Source organism: Marininema mesophilum (assembly GCF_900106775.1).
Classification (GTDB): Bacteria; Bacillota; Bacilli; order Thermoactinomycetales; family DSM-45169; genus Marininema; species Marininema mesophilum.
In genome coordinates, this window is sequence record NZ_FNNQ01000005.1 from 44449 (window position 1) to 66514 (window position 22066).

Here is a 22066-nt window from a genome sequence, read left to right on the forward strand (position 1 = left end):
TGGTGATTTATAGCTGATTTTCAATAAAGGGACGTACAGCTTGTAGAGCGACGTTCAGTTTGTCAGGATTTTTTCCACCAGCCTGAGCGAGGTCTGGACGTCCACCGCCGCCGCCACCACAGTGACTTGCTACTTCCTTTACCAGCTTTCCTGCATGAAGACCGGCTACGATAAACTTCTTGGACACACTCGCAACCAATTGGACTTTTCCTTCGTTAGCAGCCCCCAACACGATGACACCCTCAGGAATGCGATTTTTCAAATCGTCTACCATTTTTCGGAGTGTTTCCATGTCAGATACGTCTACCTGAGTCGCCAATACAGGTACGCCGGAAATTTCCTCAACTTGTTCGATCAGATTAGCCCCTTCAAGGCGATTCAGTTTACTACGAAGGGATTCGTTCTCCCGTGATAGCTCTTTTGACCGGCCTTGCAAAGCTTCTACTCGCTCAACTACATCTAGGGGATTGGATTTTAAGCGATCTGCTACTTGGTTGAGCTGCTCCACTTGTTCTTCGAGATACCGGTATGCATTTTGACCTGTCACCGCTTCAATTCGACGGACACCTGAACCGATTCCTACCTCACTCACTAGCTTAAAGAGACCAATTTCAGCGGTCTGCTGAACGTGGGTCCCCCCACAAAGCTCCAGACTATAATCTCCTACTTTAACTACGCGCACCTCATCCCGGTATTTTTCACCAAAGAGGGCCATCGCACCCATAGCTTTTGCCTCAGCCAAGGGTTTTACCATCGTTTCTACAGGGATGTTTGCCCAGATTCGCGCATTAACCTTCTCTTCTACGGCTCGCTTTTGCTCCTCGGTGAGCGGTTCAATATGGGTGAAATCAAACCGGAGGCGATTGGAGGTAACAAGGGAGCCTGCCTGGTTCACATGCTCACCAGCCACTTCTTTCAATGCTTTGTGAAGAAGGTGGGTAGCCGTGTGGTTTTTCACCACATTATTGCGGAAGGAATCATCGAGTACGGCTGTCACTTCATCGCCTGTACGAATCGTTCCTTCTTCAACACGAACGGAATGAACATGTTCTCCCTTAGGTCCCTTTTGTACATCCGTAACAACAAGCCGAGCACGAGGGCTGAAAATCTCCCCCTTATCCGCCACTTGGCCACCACTTTCAGCATAGAAAGGAGTTTCATCAAGCACGACGAAGCATTCTTTTCCTTCCCCAGCCATATCTACCAATTGATCCCCGAAAATTAAAGCCCCAATCCGAGTTTTCACCGTCGGATTAGTATAACCGATAAAACGGCTCGTTACGCTCAGTTCAGAGAGAACGCCTCCCTGTACTTGCATACTACCTGCATCTTGCCGTGCTTCCCGGGCACGGGTTCGCTGGACTTCCATTTCCTTCTCAAAGCCCTCTGTATCCACCGTCAGGCCGTATTCCTTAGCATAATCCACCGTCAGATCTACTGGAAAACCATAGGTATCGTATAGAGTGAAGGCATCTTTCCCTGAGATCTCCTTGCGACCTTCCTTTTTAAGTCCTTCAGCCATCCCTGCTAAGATCGCCAAACCATCAGACAAGGTCTCCAAGAAACGTTCTTCTTCACCGCGAATCACCTTGGTAATAAATTCTTGTCGTTGGACTGGCTCTGGATAAAAGTCAGCCATTATCGAGGTAACCACAGGCGTTAGCTGATAGAGAAAAGCACGTTCAATTCCCAAGGAGCGAGCATAACGGACCGCCCGGCGAAGCAAACGTCGCAATACATACCCGCGACCTTCATTGGAAGGGAGCACACCATCACTAATCGCAAAGACCAACGTACGCAAATGATCCGCAATCACTTTTAGAGCGATGTCCGTCTCCTGATCTTCCCCATAGGTTACGCTAGCCTCTTTACAGGTGGCTTGTATGATCGGCTGAAAAAGATCCGTGTCAAAGTTAGTGCGGACATCTTGTAGCACGGAAGCCATCCGCTCCAGACCCATCCCTGTATCGATATTTTTCTTGGGTAGCGGGGTATAGGTCCCATCGGGATTATGGTTGAATTGTGAGAACACGAGATTCCAGATCTCTAAAAAGCGTTCGTTTTCCCCGCCTGGATAACATTCAGGGTCGGAAAGATCCCCATAACTCTCTCCCCGATCATAAAAAATCTCGCTATTTGGTCCACTAGGTCCTTCTCCGATATCCCAGAAGTTTTCTTTAAGGCGAACGATTCTTTCTTTGGGGAAACCAACATCCTCATTCCAGATGACAAACGCTTCATCGTCTTCAGGATGAATCGTCACAGAGAGTCGATGGGGGTCCATCCCCATCCAACGGGAGTCCGTCAAGAATTCCCATGCCCAAGGGATAGCGTCCTTCTTAAAATATTCGCCAATGGAGAAGTTCCCTAACATTTCAAAGAAGGTATGGTGACGAGCAGTATAGCCCACATTTTCGATATCATTGGTACGAATCGATTTTTGTGCATTAACGATTCGCGGATTATCTGGAGTAACTCGACCATCAAAATACTTTTTTAAGGTGGCTACCCCACTGTTGATCCACAACAGCGAAGGGTCCTCTACAGGAACTAGGGAAGCCGAAGGCTCAACCCGATGTCCCTTTTCTTTAAAAAAGTCGAGAAACTTCTGTCTGATTTCATTCCCTTTCATCTTTACCTCTCCTTTCGTTCCCGCCCAAACTTAGACGAAGAAAAACCTTTCCCGCCCCCAAACACAGGGACGGGAAAGGCTTTTCCCGCGGTACCACCCCGATTACCCTCTCTCCTAAATAAAGAACTAGGGAAAAGGATCAGCTCAAAAGCGGATAACGGCTACTGACGCCGGCGAGCTTCATCACTCGCACTCGGAAACTGGCTTTCAACTGTCCGTACCGGGGAGCCTTACAGCCAAGGGGCACCCTCTCTGCATCGGGGGACAATTTACTTCGGTTTCCTCATCGTATTAATGATTTGGTCGGAGAATTATTTGATTTTCATTATACAATGAACGGCTCTGGAATGAAACCTCTCCTCATCTTTAGTCTGTTTCTTTTTGTGCATTTTCATTCTCGATTCATATAGTGACGAAAGGTGTGATCAATAATCACTTTTCCCACCGCAAATAAGGGTACTGCAAGTATTAATCCAATGATACCGCCAAGCTCTCCACCCACTAACAAAGCGAAAATAATAAAGAGGGGGTGCATATGCAAACTTCTCCCTACGATTTGAGGAGAGAGGATATTTCCCTCGAGAACCTGCACAATCAGATTAACTATGATTACCCCAAAAACCATCTCCTTGGATACCGTGACAGCTACCAACAATGCAGGTACGGCACCAATAAAGGGACCAATATAGGGAATCACATTAAAAATGCTAACAATCCCTGCCATTAACAGTGGATAAGGCAGTCCAATGAATAAATAGCCGATATAAGCAAGCACCCCGACAACGACACAAACAATAAGTTGACCTCGAATATAGTTACCGAGAGCTTCGTGGATCTCGCGAAACATCTGAATCACCTCACGCCGACGTTTAGTTGGAAGGAGTTTAACAGCGGTATTTTCGATTACGTGAACATCCTTTAGCATGTAATAAACAAGAAATGGGATGACAAAGGCGATAAACAGTTGATTTAAGGTAGAGCCAAGATCCCCCATAATATTGCCAACCCCATCTGTCACGGTCCCCTCTAGTCGATCCAAGGATTTCTCAATGCCAAGGCGTACACTCTCAGGGAGAGCATCCTTACTATGATTCATTTGATCAATCCATAATTGAACACGCTGGTTCCACTCGGGGAAATGCTCCGCCAATTGATGTAGCTGATGATTAAATAGAGGGACAAGATTGGTTAAGATAATCGCAATTACACAGATGAATACGGTATAGATAAAGAGGACGGCTAAGTAGCGAGGTACTGCCTGATTGGAAAGCAACGTAACCACTGGATTGAGTAAATACGAAAAGATCACGGCGATAATAAATGGCCCCAGAATCGCTTTTAAAAAGATAAATATCGTATGAAACAATGGGCTGATCTTCACCAGAAGGAAGAGAATCCCAAGGAGTACGAAAACCAAGAGCGACCCGTTCAACAACCGACGTTGGCTAAATCGTTCCATGATCTCCCTCCTCTTGTCCCGATGATCATGAACAGTATATGTCCAACCCCTCTCCTTTACGCACAGAAAAGAAAGCCGCCCGTTTTCACGGACGACTTATTGTAGAAAAGTGACGGTCGGAACAATCAATCTCATTTAGCGGGCCATTTTACGAAACCATTTGCGTCCGATGACCATAGAAATGATACGGGCACCATTCGTTTTTATTGGCAGTTTACGTAACCAGCGAGGTATATCCATCCAGCTCATTCCACCCATTCGTCTATTCATCCATCCAGCTATCGAGGTTGGACGTCGAAAGCGACGGTACAAAAGGGTAATAATCGAACCAATCAACAGTGAAGAAATTAGTCGTCTCAAGTGGAGTCCCCCCTTTTGAGAGAAAATCACATGGATAGTGAATCTTGTCCCCCACTTAGGAACAAATCATCCAAGGAGCTTAAGCTCCCATCCTCTTCTACTTGATACACAGAAGAGATCTTACCCTCTGTTACGCATAATTCAATAAAACAACCCCAACAGTAAAACTGATTGGTCCCGACACGACCGAGATCATGGGTGTTGCAGTTGGGACAGCGAAGCATATGGGTACCCCCGTTTCATTGGACGCCATATACGGGTGGTTGAGCGGGGGCGATGAGAACATCTTCCCCCTCCCAGACAAGCGGTACTTGAGGACGATAAATCTTCCGTCCCTCACGCAAGTCGTTGAAAAACCCGTCGGACAATTCATATCCAGACAGGATTCCCATTTCTTCCCGGAAATAGACGCCCTCCACGGTGCCCAATGCCTGGCCACATTGGGATAGGATCGGGCGACCCTTCAATTTCCGTTCTCCCGTTAGCAGACTCATCCAGGCTTTCTGCCCCCGCGAGAGGGGAAATATATCCGCTTCACTGTCCAAGATAACCGCATCCACTCCAAATGCTCGAATCCGTTCCACCGGAATAAACCGGCCACTCCGGATCCACCCTCCACATTCTAACAACAAGCCACGGAGGCGTTGCTCTTCATCAAAGAGCAAATCCTTTACATCGCCCATTCGTTTGCCTGTTTTCACATGGACCACCGGCAAACCGATGACATCCTGTGATTTGCGCAAGGATAATCACTCCTCCCGCTTCCCTTAGTATGCCAAAGGGTCCCTCCTTTTCATCCGGGGAGATGTTACCATTCCATCTCGATCAATTCCGTCAGTTGACTGTTTCGCTCCTCTCTCTCCCGGCTCTTTACTCCTAAAGAGAGGGCTTCTTTTTCCCCACAAAGGATCAAATACGACTTCGCTCGGGTAATCCCTGTATAGATCAAATTGCGTTGCAACATCCGGCGGTAGGACATTAATACGGGAAAAATAACGATTTCAAATTCAGAACCCTGGGCCTTATGTACCGAACAAGCATAGGCAAGGGCGAGCTGGTTCAATTGACTCCGTTTATAAGGGATTTCCTGCCGATCAAACTGTACCCATAATACAGGGTCATCGTTACGAGCATCCGGCTCGAGAGCCGATACATGACCCATGTCCCCGTTATAAACAGGGTGCTCGGGATGATTGCTCAGCTGTAGTACTTTATCTCCATGGCGAAATACCGCTTCTCCCCACGCAGTTTCTCGCTTCCCTTCTTCAGGAGGATTTACCGCTTCTTGGATCGCTTCATTGATGCGATTTACCCCTGCGAGTCCCTTATACATCGGAGCCATTACCTGAACATCGAAGACAGTATATCCCCGCTCAAGGGCATTCATATAGGTTTGCAAAATAATATGTAGCGCTTGATTTCGTCGACATGAGAAAAAGCGCCGATCCGGTTTCGGCTCGGTTAGATCATGAGGCACCTCCCCCTTTTTAAGGGCATGGGCGAGATGGATAATGGATGATCCTCCCTCTTGCCGATAAATTTCCACCAGTTGCACCCGTGGAATCGCCTTCACCTGCAACAGATGTTGTAATACCTTTCCGGGACCTACTGAAGGAAGTTGATCATCATCCCCGACCAACACGACCTTCATCCCCTTCGGCACTGCTCGTAGCAACTGATTCGCCAGCCAGACATCTAGCATGGATACTTCATCCACGATCAATAACGAACCCTCGATCGGATGATCCGCGTCCCGCTCGAAAAAATCTCCTCGCCACCCGAGAAGTCGATGAATCGTCGTCGCAGGTATCCCTGTGGCTTCGGACATGCGTTTTGCTGCTCGTCCCGTAGGTGCAACCAGTCGAATCGGATACGGCTTCTCCGAGTTTTCATAATCTGCAGGATCGATAGAGCACTCCTCTAGCCTAGCAAATAGATGACAAATTCCCCGGATTACCGTCGTCTTCCCGGTTCCCGGTCCCCCTGTCAAGATCATGAAGGGAGCGTCAACAGCAGTCGTCATCGCTTCCCGTTGCCTCTCCGCATAAGCAACCTTCAATTCTTCTTCCACTTCCCCAACCGCTTTAAATAGTTCATGGGCAGGGGTAGGCTCTGTGGTTCCTTCCAACATACTCCGCACCCTCATCGCTAATCCATGCTCCGCCCAAAAGAGGGAAGGAAGATAATATTTCTCATGATCCTCGATCAACCGTTCCTCTTCAGCCATCTTTGCTATAAGGAGTTTCCGCTTCTCAGCTGGAAACCACTCTTCCCCTTGTGGAGCGAGGAGTTGATCAATTCCCTCCATCAACTCCTTTTCTGTAACAAATACATGGCCATGGGAAAGAGAGGCCTCTCGCAGAGCATAAATCGCCGCTGCCTGGAATCGTTCTGGAGCATCCAGGGCCATACCTGTCTGACGAGCGATTTCATCCGCCCGGCGAAAGCCTACACCCTCTACCTCATCGATCATCCGATAGGGATTCTTTTTTACCACTTCCAATGTAGCACCCTTGAACGCCTGCACTACTTTTAATGCCGTAGCAGGACCCATGCCAAATTGATAAAGATAAACCAATGCCTGTTCCAAGGAATGATGCTCTCGTAGACTGTCAGCAATCGTCTGCGCCCTCGCATCCGTCAAACCAGGTACCTCAGCTAAAAGACCCGGATCATCTGCTGCTCTGGTGAGAGCATCTGTACCAAGGTGATCCACGATCTTTTCGGCGGTTTTCTTTCCTACACCAGGAAAAAGGCCACTGGCTAAGTACTTCGCAACCGCCTCCCGTGAACGGGGTAGTTCCTTTTTCACCATCCGTGCTTGATACTGCTTCCCATAGCGCGGATGATCCTTCCACTCTCCATAGCAAATCACCGTTTCATCTGGATGGGGACGCATCATACTTCCTACCACCGTCACCTCATCCGTGTCTAATTCCTCAGTCGCCTCAATCACACGAAGCAAAAAGACACCATAGTGACTCTCTTCGTTATAATAAATCTCCTGGACAAATGACCCCTTTAAGTAACTTTCCTGAAAGAGATCCAGGCCGGGTTGTTCCATAGTTCACGCACCCTTTGCCGATCAAGTGTTCTTCAACCTTCAGTATAATGGTTGTAGAGCGCCAGTACCACATCAACAAAGCAATCTACTTTTTCCCCTTGAGAAAAAGAAAGAGTGGCACACGCATCCGGCGGCGGTACTCTTTCTCTGAAGAAAAATGCCTCTTCTCGGGACAGGACTCGCGCAAGGAATCCACCGTGAAGTTCGCCTTCTGCACCATCAAAAACCACTCTTCCACCGTATGATGAAAGATGCGCACATCGTTACCTAGCCAATGTTTTACGCGCTCTCCTGTGTAAAAGTAATCATCGACTCGCCAATCCTCGTGCCGTTGACTAATCTCTGTACCATATCCTTTAAAACAGGAGGTTACGATAGGGTGCTCTACCGAGAAGATCAGACGCCCCCCTGGCTTCAAAGTACGATAAACCTTTTTAAGTAGCTGGGGCATCTCTTCGATGTAGTGAAAAACGAGGCTAGATATCACAAGGTCAAATTGATCCTCGGGATAGTCCCACTCTGTAATATCCGTCTCCACCAATTGCCCCCTAGTACCAGCCAATCCCTCTCGCGCCTTTTCAGCCATGCGCGGGGCCCCTTCTAACCCTGTATAGGAACGACAGCCTTGTTGGATCATTTTCCGTCCAACACCAGCATCCCCACATCCCAAGTCCAGGATGTCTAATCCCTCTACCGCCCCAATTAGTTGACTCATCACTGGGCCTTCCAGCACCTTATTTGGATTATCGTCTCGTCCTCGGCGCTCCATATAATTACGTAAAGCTTTATGATCATTAAATAATTGCATTCCATCCATCTCCTACAAATCCTCCTAATGCAAATTTCTATAGGTATTCACCACGAGTAGATAAATCCCTTCCGCAAAATAAGAAATGCACTAAACTTCTAATCTAAAAAACCTCACCTATTCATCATCACTCTCTCAACTCTTGCCTCTCGCCTTCTTGAAGTAACGCTAAGAAAACAGCTTTCCCACGTTATTCAAGTCCATCGTCACAGTAATGTCTTTATCAGAGCCACAAATTAGCAAAAATACATACCTCCCTGTTGACTTTCTGTTCCTCTTCGTAATAAGATATTTTTACGAAAAACAAATATGTTCTGGAGTTGATTCTATGCAGCCTCTTCAAGAAACCTATCGCATCACATCCCCAGAGCAAGCTGCCGCTTTGCTTCACCCCTTACGTGGAGAGATCCTGGCTCACCTCATTCAACCCGCCTCCGCCACAGAGGTAGCCCGCCGTATCGGTGAAACTCCCCAACGGGTCAACTATCATCTCAAGACCCTTGAAAAAGTTGGCCTCGTCCAGCGAACAGGAAGCCGTCAGGTGAAAAATCTGGTGGAAGGTCTTTATCAAGGGGCAGCCCGTTCCTATCTTCTGGCCGATACCCTAGGCCTTTCTCCTCAAGATCTGCAACGTTTGGAGCAAGAGACATCTCTCTCTCACCTGATTCAAACCTCAGAAAGAATCAAAGAAGCCGCTGTTCGATTGATGGATCGTACAGATATTGGTGAGGAAATCCCCAGTGCCACCCTTACGAGCAATATTTTTCTACAAGATGAAGCGGAACGGCGTGCCTTTCTAGATGAATATGTCGCCCTTCTGCAAGAACTTGCGGCAAAGTATTCAGCAAAGAAAGAAGGGCATGGCTCCCCTTATCGGATGGTTATGGCTGTCTATCCAGAAAAGAATTGAAACCTGCTAAGAACCCTCACACTTTGTCAACCTGACCTGAACCCATTGAAGAGAAAAAGGAGGTTCACTTATGATCCTGTGTAAAGCAAATATGAAGACCGACAGTGACAAGACACCGATCTTCGGAGAAAGCTCCCAACAAACTGACTCAAAAATCATCCCTTTCCCTACCCAGAGGAATCACCCAGCCCCTCATACTGTCTCAGTACAGACTGTCACCTCCCCCGAATCAGCCCCCCTTGTAATCACGGAAGTCTCTTCTGGGTTTGGCTCCTCCTCCCCCCGGGCCATGCTCGTTGCATAGTTGCTTACGATTGCATGCAACACGTTCAGCCAGGACCATCTGCATCGGAATGGCCGCTTCCATGGGAGCTGTGCTATTAGCAGCAGGAGCTGAAGGGAAACGCCGAGCACTCGCCAATGCCGAGGTGATGATCCACCAACCCCATGGCGGTACCAAAGGACAGGCAACAGATATTGAAATCAGTGCCCGGCGCATTCTGCAAACAAGAGAAACGATCAATAAAATCCTTGCAAAACGAACAGGACAGTCCCTTTCTAAGATCAATCGTGATACAGATCGAGATTACTTCCTCAACGCCGAAGAGGCAAAGAAATACGGTTTAATTGACGAGGTTATCATCTGATCATCCCATCTAAAAATCGAATAAATCCATTCGAGAAAATAGGAGGTTACCATGAAACTACTGATCATCGGAGGCACGCAATTTATGGGCCGCCATCTAACAAGCGCCGCTCTTGCTCGTGGATGGGAAGTCACTCTTTTTAATAGAGGTCAAACTAATCCAGGACTTTTCCCAGATGTAGAGGAGGTTCATGGAGATCGTACCAAAGGGCTCTCGGCTCTACAGGGACGACACTGGGATGTGGTAATCGACCCCTCAGGTTTTCTTCCCCAGGTCATCCGGGATAATGTACGAACACTAGCAAGGCTCACGGATCACTATACCTTTATCTCAAGCGTCTCTGCATATGCCTCCTTTGCCCATCCTCATATTACAGAGACCTCGCCGCTAGCTCCCTTACCTAAAGATTCACCCTCTGACACCCTTACAGGAGAAAATTATGGTGCCCTTAAAGTGCTATGTGAACAGGCAGCGGAACAGGAGATGCCCAGCCGCGTCCTAACCATCCGTCCAGGATTAATCGTAGGCCCCTATGACCCGAGTAACCGCTTCACCTACTGGTGCCGTAGGCTCTCCCAAGGTGGGGAAATCCTCGCCCCTGGACAGCCTGGACTTCCTGTGCAATATATCGATGTCCGTGACTTAGCGGAGTGGATACTCGATATGGCACAAGCGCGTCACGTAGGGATTTACAACGCGATTGGCCCCGCTAAGCGATTAACCATCGGAGAGTTTCTAGAGGAAGGGCGTCAAACCTTGAATCCAGATGCCACCCTCTTCTGGGCAGATGATCAGTTTCTCGGTGCTCATCAAGTTCAACCCTGGACCGAAATGCCTCTTTATATCCCCGAAGGTGGCCCATGGATCGAACAACATGGCTCTATGCAAGGGTTTTTACAAATATCCAATGCAAAAGCATTGCAGTCTGGACTTACCTTCCGTCCCCTCAGTGAAACACTTAAAGATACATGGCATTGGGAAAAAAACCGTGTCCTATCCCTTCCAAAACCAGCCCGCGCCTATCAGAGTATTGCTGGCATGGATGCTGACCGAGAGGGTGAGCTACTCGAGCTACTCAAAAAGGAAAAAATGGCCCCCTAAACACAACAAATCCCCAGTTGCTAACAACCAGCTACCGGGGATTTCTCTTTACCCATCGATTTCTTGATAACGACGGTTAGCTACCTTAACTAACCATTTCCAACTAGCGACATTCAGCCCAATAAATAAGGCACTCCATATTAATTGCATCTGTATAAAGGGAAGGTCAACTTCCTCAACCAAAAACCCAGTAAGTGGACCCACAAAACCAACAAATCCAGCGAGAAGGAGATACATCCACAGCCTGCCTAATCCCTGTAACGCTTCTCTCGGTGTTTGCCAGGTGAGATTGGGCATCCGTAAGTCGATCAAAAGCCCAACTTGAACAAAGAGTGAACCTACGAGAGCCCCTGTGATAAATGTCCACAAGGAGATCATCCACGTGCCAAAAAACAACACCTGTAGTAACGAGATCGTTACGCATGCACATAGCAGGATCATCATCGCAAAGGTATACTTCGCTCCAATCTGTATTCTCCAGGGGACAGGGATTACTTTTGATAAGTAAAAAAATCGTCCCTCACGGGAGAGCGCCGACCTTGCTTCCCCGTCGTTCATCGCCCCCATCACAAGGATCATCACAACCCCACCCAAGTGAAGAAAAATGGGTGGGATCGAAAGATCATCTATGCCTCCCTCACTCAGGTTCCCCACTAAAAACACTAACGGTACTATGACAAACTGAAAAATGACATTTGTTACAAACACAGGGGTATCCATCAATAAATGATATTCTCGGCGGAGCAGCACCCGAAAGGGGGAGCGTTCTTTTAGATTGCTTTCTACTTTTCCTGGTTTGCCAGTTCTTTTTCCATCCATTGAAATTTTATGGAGTCCCTTTTGATATAAAGATCCACCTATAATAATAAAAAGGAGCGCCAAACAGAGGCTGAAACTATCAAAGAAGAGAGCATTTATCCATCCCGAAATCCCAGAAGAGCCAACTCCCAATGCCCAATGAAGCGGATAAAAGTAACTAGCAATTGTACCCGGTACATCCAGCATCCCCTGAGCCAAGAAGGTCCCTCGTCCTCCGTTTACCCACTGTATAAGAACAAACATAACTACATAAAGAAGAGCAATAAAGATCGGGCCTAATCTACGTAGCTGGTGGTGATATTTCCCCCAAGGAATCGCTCTCATCAATCCTAAAACGAGGCTTCCAGTGAACACTATAGGAAGAACTGGGAGAGCGAGTAATAAGTCGAGTACCAGGATGTAATAAGAAGGACCCATCCCTATATTTAACCCATAGAGATAGAAGCCCGGTAGGAAAAATATAACCATTCCAACAACCTGCCCTAACCATACACCGGCTAATCGCGCTCCTACTACTTGATTCGGTGTAAGGGGCAGCGGACTCACTACCTCCGCATCCTGTGTGAAATAAAGTTGTTGAATGAGGTGCGTAATACTCGTCACCAATACCCAAAGCACCCCACCGATTACTAGTAGTTGAAACACTTTTTCAGGTTGACCTATTTGATCAAAAAGATGGTACGCCCCTCCATAAAGATTTAAAATAAACCATTCCAATAAGACCAATCCTAACAAACCAACCCCTATCTCCCAGCGTCTACTTTTCTTTTGATAACGATCTCTAAAATAAGAAAGACGAAACTGCCCCCTGACAATTAACTCAAATAATGCCCATCCCTTTTTCATGTACCCGTCAACTCCAAAAAGAGCCTCTCCAGTGTCTCTTCATCTGCTACGACACCTGAACCTTGCTTGAGCTCATCCATTGTTCCCACTGCCATCAATTGACCCTTTTGCAGAATCGCTACCCGATCACATAAACGTTCTGCCACCTCCAACACATGGGTGGAAAAGAAAATAGTTTTGCCACGATCTCTCCACTTTTTCATCTCTTCTTTTACTACCATCGCGGCCTGTGGATCTAACCCTACCATCGGCTCATCGAGTATCCATACAGCGGGATCATGTATGAGAGACGCAATCACTGCCAGCTTCTGCTTCATCCCACGGGAGTAGCCGTTCATTAAATCATATACAGCCTCCTCCATCCCATAACGTTCAAGTAATTGTGGTAAACGCACCTTTCTCTCTTCTTCTGACACACCATAGACATCGGCAATGAAACGCAAATACTCCCACCCTGTAACACGCATGATTGCCTCTGGCTGATCCGGTACATAACCAATCCGCCCTTTTGCTTCCAGGGGGGAGTCGACCATAGAGACTCCGTCCACCTCGATCTCGCCCTCATCGGGGCGAAGGATTCCCGTCACCATTTTAATCGTGGTGGTCTTCCCTGCTCCATTGGGCCCAAGGAAGCCAAATATCTCACCCGGTTTCACTTGTAATTGCAACCTATCTACTGCTAACTCCCCCCCTTTCTCGTAGCTTTTACTAACGTTACCTAGCCATATCATTGGCAACAATCCTTTTTACGGTAGATTTTTAATTTTTAGTCTAATGCTATACAACATGATATTATCACACTTTTTCACCTACATGGATAGACAGCCTAGAATGATGCTAATGCAAAATAAAGAATGAACCCCATACACAAAAAGCACCCTGTTAAGGATGCTTGAAAGACTCTTAAATCTCTACTTGCAGGAACCCCGAAGTGTCACAGAGCTTAATAATTATAAAACGGACTTACATATGAAGCAGTCAGTGCGACAAGATCACTTCCATCACTTCCATAACCAATATAGAAAGCAAATGGATAGTTCCCTTTTAAAGAGGTATATTTATTAACCTGCTCGTTGTATCGGTCAATATAGGTACTATCAACAGATGGATATCTTAAATGCCAATCGCCTTCCATGTCTACTCCAATAACAGTGGAAGACGTTTTAGGCACAACTACAACGCCGTCTCGATAAGTCACTGCTTGTTTTTGAACACTATAGTAAACTCCATCTAAGTTGGATTTTACAGTTGAGTCAAAGTAGTAATGTGGTTGAATTAGGACCAAGTCAAATATATTGGTTTTATTTACAACATAGCCCATATTTTTAATTAATGTTGCAGCACTTGTACCATAACCATAGTATGGAGCCCACATGAATTTCTTTGCTAAAGAAGTATGGACACTGTATGAGAGATCATTCATCAGCTTTATCGAAGGATTAGTCATTAGATTTGAATAGTCAACGTTCCCCCAAATAGCTTCCATGTTCATGTATACTCCAACAACATTGTTTGACCACTTTGTTGATCCTAGTGAATTTTTCACTGTAGTCAGATAGTTGTTAATCGGTGTATAGCTGGTACTAGCAATACTAGCATCAACTCCGGGGGTACCAATCCAGATTTTTGCGTTGGAGTTTTTTGAAATTATTCTATTTGCCAAATCTACAACTTTAGGAGCAAGTACACTTTTATAATTATTTTCACTGTTATTATACTTAGTAGATCCATCGGGAACGAGTACAAAATCAGTTACATTGGAATTAGCAATCGATTGAATCTGTGAATCGCTTAGAGTAGCGTAGCTTGATCCTACAGCTACCAGTACGCTCTTTGTATTACTAAAAGTTGATGCTGCGCTAGCAACCGACACATTAAAAACTGTACCAAACAATACTACTAAGGTTGTCATCAATACGACAAGACGTTTCTTATTCATTCCGATCTACCTCTCCAATTAAGATACCAACGATTTCTCAGACTTGTAAATTATACAATATTTAATGGAGTTTGTTAATAATATAATTTATAATATTTTTTGTTTTGGTAAGGCAATCTGCCACCGTACTATATCTCTGATCCTTCATGCCCACAATTTGTAAATAAAAAAGCTACCCGTAGGCAGCTTTGATTAACAATAAAAGACGATCTGTCTGTACAGACAGATCGTCCCCTCTATGCAAAGAAAGATTATAACAAGAACATCCAAAACAGAATGGCCACTGCAAAACGATACAAGGCAAAGGGTGTTAACTTCACTTTAGAGATCAATTTCAAGAAGGTGACGATGGCAAACAATGCTACTAAGAATGCGGTAATAAAACCGGCTACAAACATCGGGATATCCGAAGTCGATAAAACACCCCAACTTTTATAGAGATCTAATCCACTTGCTGCAATCATCATCGGAACCGCCACAATAAAGGTAAACTCCGCCGCTACGCGATGGCTCATCCCAACGAGTAATCCTCCTGAGATCGTTGATCCTGAGCGGGAGAAACCAGGCCATAAGGCAAGACATTGAAAGAATCCGATACCAATTGCCTGCTTGTATGTCACTTGATCCAGTGTCTCTGTCACCGCTGGCCGAGAAAACTTTTCTGCAAAAATCATTAAAATACCGCCCGCTATTAGGGCAAGAATTACGGTTTGCATATTTTCACCAAAGAGATATTCCTTAATCCAGTCCCGAGCCAGTAAGCCCAATACCGTAGCGGGCAACATCGCTAAAAGTACATGGATGATATTTAGTTTGCCGGCACCAGTGTCTGGCCCTGGTGCCTTGGCAAGTCCCACTATGCTTAGTAACCGTCGCCAAAAGACGACTACGACTGCCAGAATCGACCCTAATTGGACCACTACTTCAAATGTCTTTACTCGCTCTCCTGTAAAGTTCATCAGATCCGCTGCCATAATCATGTGCCCCGTTGATGAAACCGGGAGAAACTCCGTCAGGCCTTCAACCAATCCAAGAATAATTGCCTTGATGATTTCCATGAACTCTGGTCAACTCCAATCTCCATTCTATAAAGCTTTCACTCTCCTCATCGATTGTAAACGGAAGTAACCTTTTTGACCATGCAAACCTTTGACGAATGAATTTTCTGTAATTCTTCATTTATCCTCTAAACATCTACTTATCTATACTTACCATCAGAATATAATCTCTCTCTACTACTCACTCTCATTTACGACCCACTTTACAGATGCTACATTAACAGATAAACCATTTCAATTAAAAAGGGAGGAAAATCATTGCAATCCTCACGGATCACAATCTCACTATTATCTGGATTACTTGCTTTAATGATTGCAATGGGAATTGGACGTTTCGCATATACTCCACTCCTGCCTCCTATGCAACAAGCTCTTCATTTCTCGGATAGCATTGCTGGTTACCTAGCAGCGAGTAACTATCTAGGCTATTTACTAGGAGCTATTTTTGCAGGGGCGATGGGTTGGCAACATCAGCGCCTTCTTCTTCTCCGTATCAGTTTAGTGATAAATATTGCAACCACTGGACTAATCGGATGCACAACGAGTATCAATCTATGGATTCTTCTTCGTTTTATATCGGGTGTTACTTGTGCCATGGTTTTTGTCTTTGTTTCTGGGATCGTACTCGACCATTTGGCTAAGCATCAGCGCATGAGCTTAGCTGGGTGGTTATATAGCGGCGTCGGTTTAGGAATCGCTATCAGCGGTTTAGCCGTCCCCTTCCTCGTCCAGAGATGGGATTGGGATGGGGCTTGGTTGGGGCTGATGATTTTGTGTGTTGTGCTAGTAGGTATCGTATGGTGGGGGCTACGAGAATCGACCGATCCGGATCCCAAAAACACGCCTGATCCTACTGGCATAGCTTCTCCTCCTCAATCGCCACCAACGAAGTCCTTCATCTGGGTAATGATAGCCTATGGATGCGAAGGACTTGGGTATATTGTAACGGGGACCTTCCTAGTCGCTTTAGCGGCAGAGACTCCTTCCCTTGCTCACAACCCGCCGTCCCTCAGCTGGGTGATTGCAGGCATAGCAGCCTTTCCATCGTGTATTATCTGGTCCTGGCTCGCAAAGCACTGGGGATACTTGCAAACCCTCATTGTCATTTTCCTTTTGCAAGCCTTCGGTATATTTTTACCCGTACTTCAACCCAATGCAGTGGGTATCTATGGTAGTTCCCTACTCTTTGGAGCCACTTTTATGGGAATTAGTACATTAACGACCGCTTGGGGACGACAACTCTCTCCCGTCCATAGCAGTCGAATCATCGGCTACTTTACTGCCGTATTCGGTGCTGGTCAGATGATAGGCCCTATTGGCGCAGGCCTTCTCACGGATTACACCCATAGCTACTCGTTATCCTTAGCGATTGCTAGTAGTGTGTTACTACTTGGAGCTTCGTGTTTATTCATCCAGTATATGTACCATAGAAAAAAACAACAAAAATCCGCTAAATTGATTGTACACGGTTGATTTTCATTAACAAAACAACCCTATTATCAGGTAAAACATCGAAAAAAATCAACTGATCTATAAAAAGGGAGAGGATTCTCATGAGTTGGAAACAAACCACTCTGACAGAAGCACTCAATCTCTCGATCCCGATCATTCAGGCAGGAATGGCTGGGGGGATAACATCACCTGAGCTGGTGGCTACCGTCTCCAATCTTGGTGGACTGGGTACTTTAGGAGCAGGCTATTTATCTCCAGAAAAGATACGTAAAAGTATCCACGCGATTCGGGAGAAAACTTCCCGCCCATTTTCTGTAAATCTTTTTATTCCCTCTCCGCATCACGTCGACACTGCTAGTATTGCTCGTATGAAAAAACATCTACAATCCTTTGAGGGTGCCCTTGGCGTTTCACAACTGGAAAAGACGCCTAATCAAGAGCTCTCTTTTTCCGATCAAGTAGCTGTGGTGCTTGAGGAAAAGGTACCTATTTTTAGTTTCACCTTCGGTATCCCCTCCGCTGACATTCTTCAAGAATTGAAAAAGAATCAGACCTTCCTTATCGGCACAGCCACAACCGTAGAAGAAGCCGTCGTTTTGGAAGAACGCGGGGTGGATGTGATTGTTGCACAAGGAAGTGAGGCAGGTGGACACCGAGGTACTTTCCAGCCCAGCGAAACACTCCCTCTCATCGGAACCGTTGCCCTGGTTCCACAAATAGTGGATCAGGTTTCCGTTCCTGTCATCGCTTCTGGTGGAATCATGGATAGCCGAGGGGTACTTGCCAGCCTCACATTAGGAGCAGCAGGTGTCCAATTGGGATCCGCCTTTCTGACAACCATAGAAAGCAATGCTCATTCGCAACACAAAAAAGCCCTCATGGAGAGTCGAGACAGTAGCACGATGATCACCACTGCTTTTTCTGGTCGACCCGCACGAGGGGTACATAATCAATTTATCGAGGAGATGAACTCCTATTCTGGAACCATCCCACCTTATCCCATCCAAAATAACCTGACTAAACCATTGCGCAACATTGCGGCTCAGCAAGACAATCCTGAATTTATGTCCCTCTTCGGTGGACAAGCTGCTTCTTTATCTCGCATAGAGTCCGCCAAAGAGCTGATTCAGCGTATAGAACAAGAAGTGACGGAACAATTACGGCGTCTCTCACGCTAATCCTCAGTTCCTTCGTAGCCGCTTCACCACATGAGCCACCGTTCGTGCGGCCTCTGCTACTTGCTCCGGCGTATTGCCTAATCCAAAGCTAAACCGAATCGCCGAGCGAATAATGGCTTCAGGGAGTTTCATCGCCTTTAATACATGAGAAATCTCCAACGTTCCCGATGTACAGGCTGAACCACTTGCACAAGCGATTCCTTCGATATCCAGGTTCATCAGTACCGTTTCTGTCTCTGTACCAGGAAAACTTACATTGAGGATATGGGGCAAGTACTCAGTGGGATGACCATTGATCTGAAACTCGATTCCAGCGTTTCTCCACTCAGCCAACATCGCATCACGACAACAGGTGACTGCATCGCGATGCTTCTGACGATGAGCCGTTGCGATTTGAGCCGCTTTACCAAAGCCAACAATGCCAGGAACATTTTCCGTCCCTGCTCGGCGACGTCTCTCTTGTTGTCCCCCATACATTTGGGGCCATGGATTGACACCCTCAGCGAGCCAGAGAGCACCTACTCCTTTAGGACCGTTGATCTTATGAGAAGAGATGGTCACAAGATCCACAGGGTACTCTCGCACATCGATATCAATTACCCCGTAGGCTTGTACCGCATCGATATGAAACCAAGCACCGCTTTCATGAGCAATAGCACCTAGTTCCTGAATCGGCTGGATAGTCCCTACTTCGTTGTTCCCCATCATGATGCTAACCAATGCCGTGCTCTCATCAACCACCTGACGTAGGTCCTCTGGGGCTACACGGCCTGTCTCATCTACAGGTAGGATGGTTACACGGAACCCCAACCGTTCTAGATACGAACAAGTATCCAACACCGCATGATGTTCCACAGCAGAGGTTATAACGTGATCTCGTCCCCTCTCTCTGCGTGCCAATGCGGAACCAACCAACGCTAGATTATCTGCCTCGGTACCCCCACTCGTGAACAATAATTGTCCTGGATTGGCAACCAACCCCTGTGCAACTTGATCCCGCGCCTGATCAATCGCATTCCGAATCTCACGCCCAAAACTGTGGATACTGGACGGATTGCCAAACCGTTCCTCTAAATAGGGAAGCATCGCTTCCTTCACTTCAGGGTGGATCGGTGTTGTTGCCGCATGATCCAAATAAATCGCCATAATTTCTCCCTGCCTTTAAATATAAAACATGTAAGAGTCATCACTATCTGAGGATTGATTGTTTAAGTCAGCCAATGTGGTGTTATCCAACACCTCGGCAATCGCATCACGGATTTTTTTCCATAATTGCCGCCGTCCAGGGTTATCTTCCTCTTCAAATTCTACTGGACTAATCGGCCCTTCCAATATTCGGATCACATCGCCCGCCGTGATTTCCTCAGGAGGACGCGACAAATTATATCCGCCATAGGCACCACGCACACTACGCACTAATCCAGCATTACGCAGAGGAGCAACTAATTGCTCCAAATAATGTTCGGATAGATCATGCCGCTCTGCCACACTTTTTAGTGAGGTAGGTTTATCCCCGTGCCTTGTCGCCAAATCCATCATGATAGTAAGTCCGTACCTTCCTTTGGTCGAAACTTTCATCAACTTCTCTCCTTCCCAGCCACTGTTCCATCATTTTCTCCCAAAATCGTATCGAAACCTGCATAAAAGGTCCAATAAATATTGAAAACAATACCGTTCCAATAAAAACAGGTCCGCCAAGCATCCATCCTAGGAGCAAGACACTGATTTCCATCGTCATCCGTACCCGACTGATAGAGTAATTCCAGCGTTTGTTTATCGCAATAACGATACCATCTCGAGGCCCTGCACCTAGACGGGGGGCGATATACACTCCATTGCCAATCGCGATTAACAGAAAACCGAGCCCCATCAGAAAGGCTTTTTCCCACCAGAGAGACGGTTCGATGAGCCAAGACTGCTCCAAATAACGATCAACCAACCAGCCAACCAAAATCATATTAAGAATAGCACCTGGACCTGGAATTTTTTTATCCAGTAATGCCGCTATCAAGATCGTTCCTAAACCCACTGCTTGTAGCCAAGTGCCCACTGATAAGGAAGTCTGGATAGCTAGGCCCATATGTAACACATCCCAAGGGGCCAGCCCCCAATCCGCTCGAACCATCATAGCGATGCCGAGTGCCATGATCGCTAATCCACAAAAAAATGCTCCCCAACGGATCATCCAAACACGCCCATGTGTGCTAATCCATCCCTGTCCCCATTTGCGCTTGTCCATCTCACTTGTTACTCGCAACGCAACAACCCTTCTTTTCCGATGATTTTCGACAACCTTTACGCTCCTTGTAGTGTATCATAACCAGGAACGAATGCCGAGAAAGCCCCTATCTCTTGCCAAGCAAGTCCCAGTGTGATAATCATGGAGAAACGAGACGATTGATGGTTATCTTATCTTGCTGGAAAGGAAGTGTACAGGCGGATTCTGCGCTATTGATATGAATCTTTTCGACTATGGACAGCAAAATGAACAAAAGGGACCCCTTGCAGCGCGTATGCGCCCACGTACCCTTGATGAAGTTGCAGGACAAACTCATATTTTAGGAAAAGGAAAGTTATTACGTCGATCCATTGAAGCCGACCAACTATCATCCATTATCCTCTACGGCCCTCCCGGCACAGGCAAAACCACCCTTGCGAAGTTGATTGCGGGGACAACTCAGGCGCTATTTGAACAGTTGAACGCTGTTACTTCTGGTATATCCGATATCCGCCGTGTCACCCAGGAGGCACGAGAGCGGCTTGGGATGTATGATTCCCGTACATTACTTTTTATCGATGAAATTCATCGTTTTAATAAAACCCAACAAGATGCCCTGCTTCCCTATGTAGAAGATGGAACGATCATCCTTATAGGGGCAACGACTGAAAACCCTTCCTTTGAGGTCAACTCGGCACTTCTTTCCCGCTCCCGAATCTTTCAACTCCACCCTCTCAGCGAAGAGGATCTCACTCAACTAGCCGAGCGAGCCCTCTCGGATGAACGTGGGTTGGGTCTCTATCGCCCATGTCTAGAGCCTGAAGCCCTGGAACATATCGTCCGCATCGCTGGAGGGGATGCGCGAAATATGTTGAATGCTCTTGAACTTGCAGTCACTACCACACCTCCAAAGGAGGATGGCCTTCGTCATATAACCCTCGAAATCGCCGAGGAATCCATCCAACGTAAGGTCATCCGCTATGATAAAAAAGGAGACAATCATTACGACACGATCTCCGCTTTTATTAAAAGCATGCGTGGCTCAGATCCTGACGCCTCCCTCTACTACTTGGCTAAAATGATTCACGCGGGAGAAGACCCACGCTTTATCGCTCGTCGCGTGTTCATCCATGCAGCAGAAGATGTGGGACTTGCTGATCCACGTGCCCTTTTGGTCGCCTCAGCCGCTGCCCAAGCAGTGGAACATATCGGTCTCCCTGAAGCTCAAATCCCCTTAGCTGAAGCTGTCCTTTATATTGCCACCGCTCCTAAATCCAATGCGGTTGTTCGTGGAATCAACGAAGCCCTCAGTGCAGTAAGAAACGAATCCCGTGCAGAAGTACCTCCTCACCTACGGGATTCTCATTTTCCTGGTGCAAAGGATCAAAGTCGTGGCAAGGGATATCTCTATCCTCACAACCACCCACGGGGATGGATTGACCAACAATACTTACCTGATGAACACTCGAGCAGTACCTTCTACCACCCAACAAACCAGGGGTATGAAGGAAAATTACAAGAATATATGGCCTGGGTAAAACAAAACCATAAAAAAACGTGATCGGATCCGGTCAC

The 22066-nt window shown here is 46.7% G+C and carries 20 protein-coding genes and 1 pseudogene; 7 read left to right on the plus strand and 14 right to left on the minus strand.

Features of this window, described 5'->3' with window-relative positions; translation table 11 throughout:
- Positions 1-7: 7 nt before the first annotated feature.
- The 7 genes from alaS to BLV90_RS06225 all read right to left on the minus strand — a co-directional run bounded on the left by alaS (position 8) and on the right by BLV90_RS06225 (position 8323).
- Positions 8-2632, minus strand: a complete 2625-nt coding sequence (gene alaS, locus BLV90_RS06195; RefSeq protein WP_091737932.1) for an alanine--tRNA ligase — start codon at positions 2630-2632, stop codon at positions 8-10.
- A gap of 391 nt (positions 2633-3023) precedes the next feature.
- Complete coding sequence (locus BLV90_RS06200) at positions 3024-4091, minus strand: AI-2E family transporter (RefSeq protein ID WP_091737935.1); 1068 nt, start codon at positions 4089-4091, stop codon at positions 3024-3026.
- A gap of 135 nt (positions 4092-4226) precedes the next feature.
- Positions 4227-4451, minus strand: coding sequence for a hypothetical protein (locus BLV90_RS06205; RefSeq protein WP_091737938.1), 225 nt, complete (start codon positions 4449-4451; stop codon positions 4227-4229).
- A gap of 26 nt (positions 4452-4477) precedes the next feature.
- Positions 4478-4675, minus strand: coding sequence for a hypothetical protein (locus tag BLV90_RS16515; RefSeq protein ID WP_091737941.1), 198 nt, complete (start codon positions 4673-4675; stop codon positions 4478-4480).
- Positions 4676-4690: 15 nt separating this feature from the next.
- Positions 4691-5194 carry a PRC-barrel domain-containing protein gene (locus BLV90_RS06215; protein WP_091737944.1) on the minus strand — a complete coding sequence of 168 codons (504 nt, stop codon included), beginning with the start codon at positions 5192-5194 and terminating at the stop codon, positions 4691-4693.
- 65 nt (positions 5195-5259) lie between these two features.
- The gene (gene recD2, locus BLV90_RS06220) at positions 5260-7515 is read right to left on the minus strand and encodes an SF1B family DNA helicase RecD2 (protein WP_091737948.1); all 2256 of its coding nucleotides are present in this window, start codon (positions 7513-7515) and stop codon (positions 5260-5262) included.
- Positions 7516-7600: 85 nt separating this feature from the next.
- Complete coding sequence (locus BLV90_RS06225; RefSeq protein WP_177167923.1) at positions 7601-8323, minus strand: class I SAM-dependent methyltransferase; 723 nt, start codon at positions 8321-8323, stop codon at positions 7601-7603.
- A 328-nt stretch (positions 8324-8651) separates the two neighbouring features.
- On the opposite strand from BLV90_RS06225, the gene BLV90_RS06230 reads away from it, so the two are divergent.
- The 4 genes and pseudogenes from BLV90_RS06230 (at position 8652) to BLV90_RS06245 (ending at position 10981) form a co-directional block, all read left to right on the plus strand.
- The gene (locus tag BLV90_RS06230; protein ID WP_091737955.1) at positions 8652-9233 is read left to right on the plus strand and encodes an ArsR/SmtB family transcription factor; all 582 of its coding nucleotides are present in this window, start codon (positions 8652-8654) and stop codon (positions 9231-9233) included.
- Positions 9234-9303: 70 nt separating this feature from the next.
- The gene (locus tag BLV90_RS06235; protein WP_091737957.1) at positions 9304-9537 is read left to right on the plus strand and encodes a hypothetical protein; all 234 of its coding nucleotides are present in this window, start codon (positions 9304-9306) and stop codon (positions 9535-9537) included.
- 31 nt (positions 9538-9568) lie between these two features.
- Positions 9569-9880, plus strand: a pseudogene (locus BLV90_RS06240) (ATP-dependent Clp protease proteolytic subunit); the annotation flags it as partial.
- Between the two features lie 51 nt (positions 9881-9931).
- Entirely contained in the window at positions 9932-10981 is a 1050-nt protein-coding gene (locus tag BLV90_RS06245; protein ID WP_091737963.1) for an NAD-dependent epimerase/dehydratase family protein, read from the plus strand.
- A gap of 48 nt (positions 10982-11029) precedes the next feature.
- On the opposite strand, the gene BLV90_RS06250 is transcribed toward BLV90_RS06245, so the two are convergent.
- From BLV90_RS06250 to bacA, 4 genes are all read right to left on the minus strand, one after another.
- The gene (locus tag BLV90_RS06250) at positions 11030-12646 is read right to left on the minus strand and encodes a hypothetical protein (RefSeq protein ID WP_091737966.1); all 1617 of its coding nucleotides are present in this window, start codon (positions 12644-12646) and stop codon (positions 11030-11032) included.
- Entirely contained in the window at positions 12643-13377 is a 735-nt protein-coding gene (locus tag BLV90_RS06255) for an ABC transporter ATP-binding protein (RefSeq protein WP_091737969.1), read from the minus strand. The genes BLV90_RS06250 and BLV90_RS06255 overlap by 4 nt, the downstream gene beginning before the upstream one ends.
- 212 nt (positions 13378-13589) lie before the next feature.
- Entirely contained in the window at positions 13590-14585 is a 996-nt protein-coding gene (locus BLV90_RS06260; protein ID WP_091737972.1) for a hypothetical protein, read from the minus strand.
- A gap of 251 nt (positions 14586-14836) precedes the next feature.
- A complete protein-coding gene (gene bacA, locus BLV90_RS06265; protein ID WP_091737975.1) occupies positions 14837-15643 on the minus strand; it encodes an undecaprenyl-diphosphate phosphatase in 807 nt (268 codons plus the stop codon).
- Between the two features lie 258 nt (positions 15644-15901).
- Here bacA and BLV90_RS06270 point away from each other — a divergent pair, with 258 nt between their 5' ends.
- Positions 15902-17116, plus strand: a complete 1215-nt coding sequence (locus tag BLV90_RS06270) for a YbfB/YjiJ family MFS transporter (RefSeq protein WP_091737978.1) — start codon at positions 15902-15904, stop codon at positions 17114-17116.
- 80 nt (positions 17117-17196) lie between these two features.
- On the plus strand, positions 17197-18273 hold the full coding sequence (locus BLV90_RS06275; RefSeq protein WP_091737982.1) for an NAD(P)H-dependent flavin oxidoreductase: 1077 nt from the start codon (positions 17197-17199) through the stop codon (positions 18271-18273).
- A gap of 3 nt (positions 18274-18276) precedes the next feature.
- Here the strand turns inward: BLV90_RS06275 and BLV90_RS06280 are convergent, their stop codons facing one another.
- Genes BLV90_RS06280 through BLV90_RS06290 form a run of 3 tightly spaced genes read right to left on the minus strand, consistent with a single transcriptional unit; the run spans position 18277 to position 20530 of the window.
- Positions 18277-19419, minus strand: coding sequence for a cysteine desulfurase family protein (locus BLV90_RS06280; RefSeq protein WP_091737985.1), 1143 nt, complete (start codon positions 19417-19419; stop codon positions 18277-18279).
- A gap of 15 nt (positions 19420-19434) precedes the next feature.
- Complete coding sequence (gene cymR, locus BLV90_RS06285; protein ID WP_091737988.1) at positions 19435-19851, minus strand: cysteine metabolism transcriptional regulator CymR; 417 nt, start codon at positions 19849-19851, stop codon at positions 19435-19437.
- Positions 19781-20530, minus strand: coding sequence for a YczE/YyaS/YitT family protein (locus tag BLV90_RS06290; protein ID WP_091737991.1), 750 nt, complete (start codon positions 20528-20530; stop codon positions 19781-19783). The genes cymR and BLV90_RS06290 overlap by 71 nt, the downstream gene beginning before the upstream one ends.
- 199 nt (positions 20531-20729) lie before the next feature.
- Between BLV90_RS06290 and BLV90_RS06295 the strand changes: the two genes are divergently transcribed.
- A complete protein-coding gene (locus tag BLV90_RS06295; protein WP_091737994.1) occupies positions 20730-22052 on the plus strand; it encodes an AAA family ATPase in 1323 nt (440 codons plus the stop codon).
- The last annotated feature ends 14 nt before the right edge of the window (positions 22053-22066 follow it).

Bases quoted from the DNA above. Each gene is read 5' to 3' on its own strand.
- alaS (WP_091737932.1), bottom strand. From the start codon at position 2,632: ATGAAAGGGAATGAAATCAGACAGAAGTTTCTCGACTTTTTTAAAGAA.
- BLV90_RS06200 (WP_091737935.1), bottom strand. From the start codon at position 4,091: ATGGAACGATTTAGCCAACGTCGGTTGTTGAACGGGTCGCTCTTGGTT.
- BLV90_RS16515 (WP_091737941.1), bottom strand. From the start codon at position 4,675: ATGCTTCGCTGTCCCAACTGCAACACCCATGATCTCGGTCGTGTCGGG.
- recD2 (WP_091737948.1), bottom strand. From the start codon at position 7,515: ATGGAACAACCCGGCCTGGATCTCTTTCAGGAAAGTTACTTAAAGGGG.
- BLV90_RS06225 (WP_177167923.1), bottom strand. From the start codon at position 8,323: ATGCAATTATTTAATGATCATAAAGCTTTACGTAATTATATGGAGCGC.
- BLV90_RS06230 (WP_091737955.1), top strand. From the start codon at position 8,652: ATGCAGCCTCTTCAAGAAACCTATCGCATCACATCCCCAGAGCAAGCT.
- BLV90_RS06235 (WP_091737957.1), top strand. From the start codon at position 9,304: ATGATCCTGTGTAAAGCAAATATGAAGACCGACAGTGACAAGACACCG.
- BLV90_RS06245 (WP_091737963.1), top strand. From the start codon at position 9,932: ATGAAACTACTGATCATCGGAGGCACGCAATTTATGGGCCGCCATCTA.
- BLV90_RS06250 (WP_091737966.1), bottom strand. From the start codon at position 12,646: ATGAAAAAGGGATGGGCATTATTTGAGTTAATTGTCAGGGGGCAGTTT.
- BLV90_RS06255 (WP_091737969.1), bottom strand. From the start codon at position 13,377: ATGATATGGCTAGGTAACGTTAGTAAAAGCTACGAGAAAGGGGGGGAG.
- BLV90_RS06260 (WP_091737972.1), bottom strand. From the start codon at position 14,585: ATGAATAAGAAACGTCTTGTCGTATTGATGACAACCTTAGTAGTATTG.
- bacA (WP_091737975.1), bottom strand. From the start codon at position 15,643: ATGGAAATCATCAAGGCAATTATTCTTGGATTGGTTGAAGGCCTGACG.
- BLV90_RS06275 (WP_091737982.1), top strand. From the start codon at position 17,197: ATGAGTTGGAAACAAACCACTCTGACAGAAGCACTCAATCTCTCGATC.
- BLV90_RS06280 (WP_091737985.1), bottom strand. From the start codon at position 19,419: ATGGCGATTTATTTGGATCATGCGGCAACAACACCGATCCACCCTGAA.
- cymR (WP_091737988.1), bottom strand. From the start codon at position 19,851: ATGAAAGTTTCGACCAAAGGAAGGTACGGACTTACTATCATGATGGAT.
- BLV90_RS06295 (WP_091737994.1), top strand. From the start codon at position 20,730: ATGAATCTTTTCGACTATGGACAGCAAAATGAACAAAAGGGACCCCTT.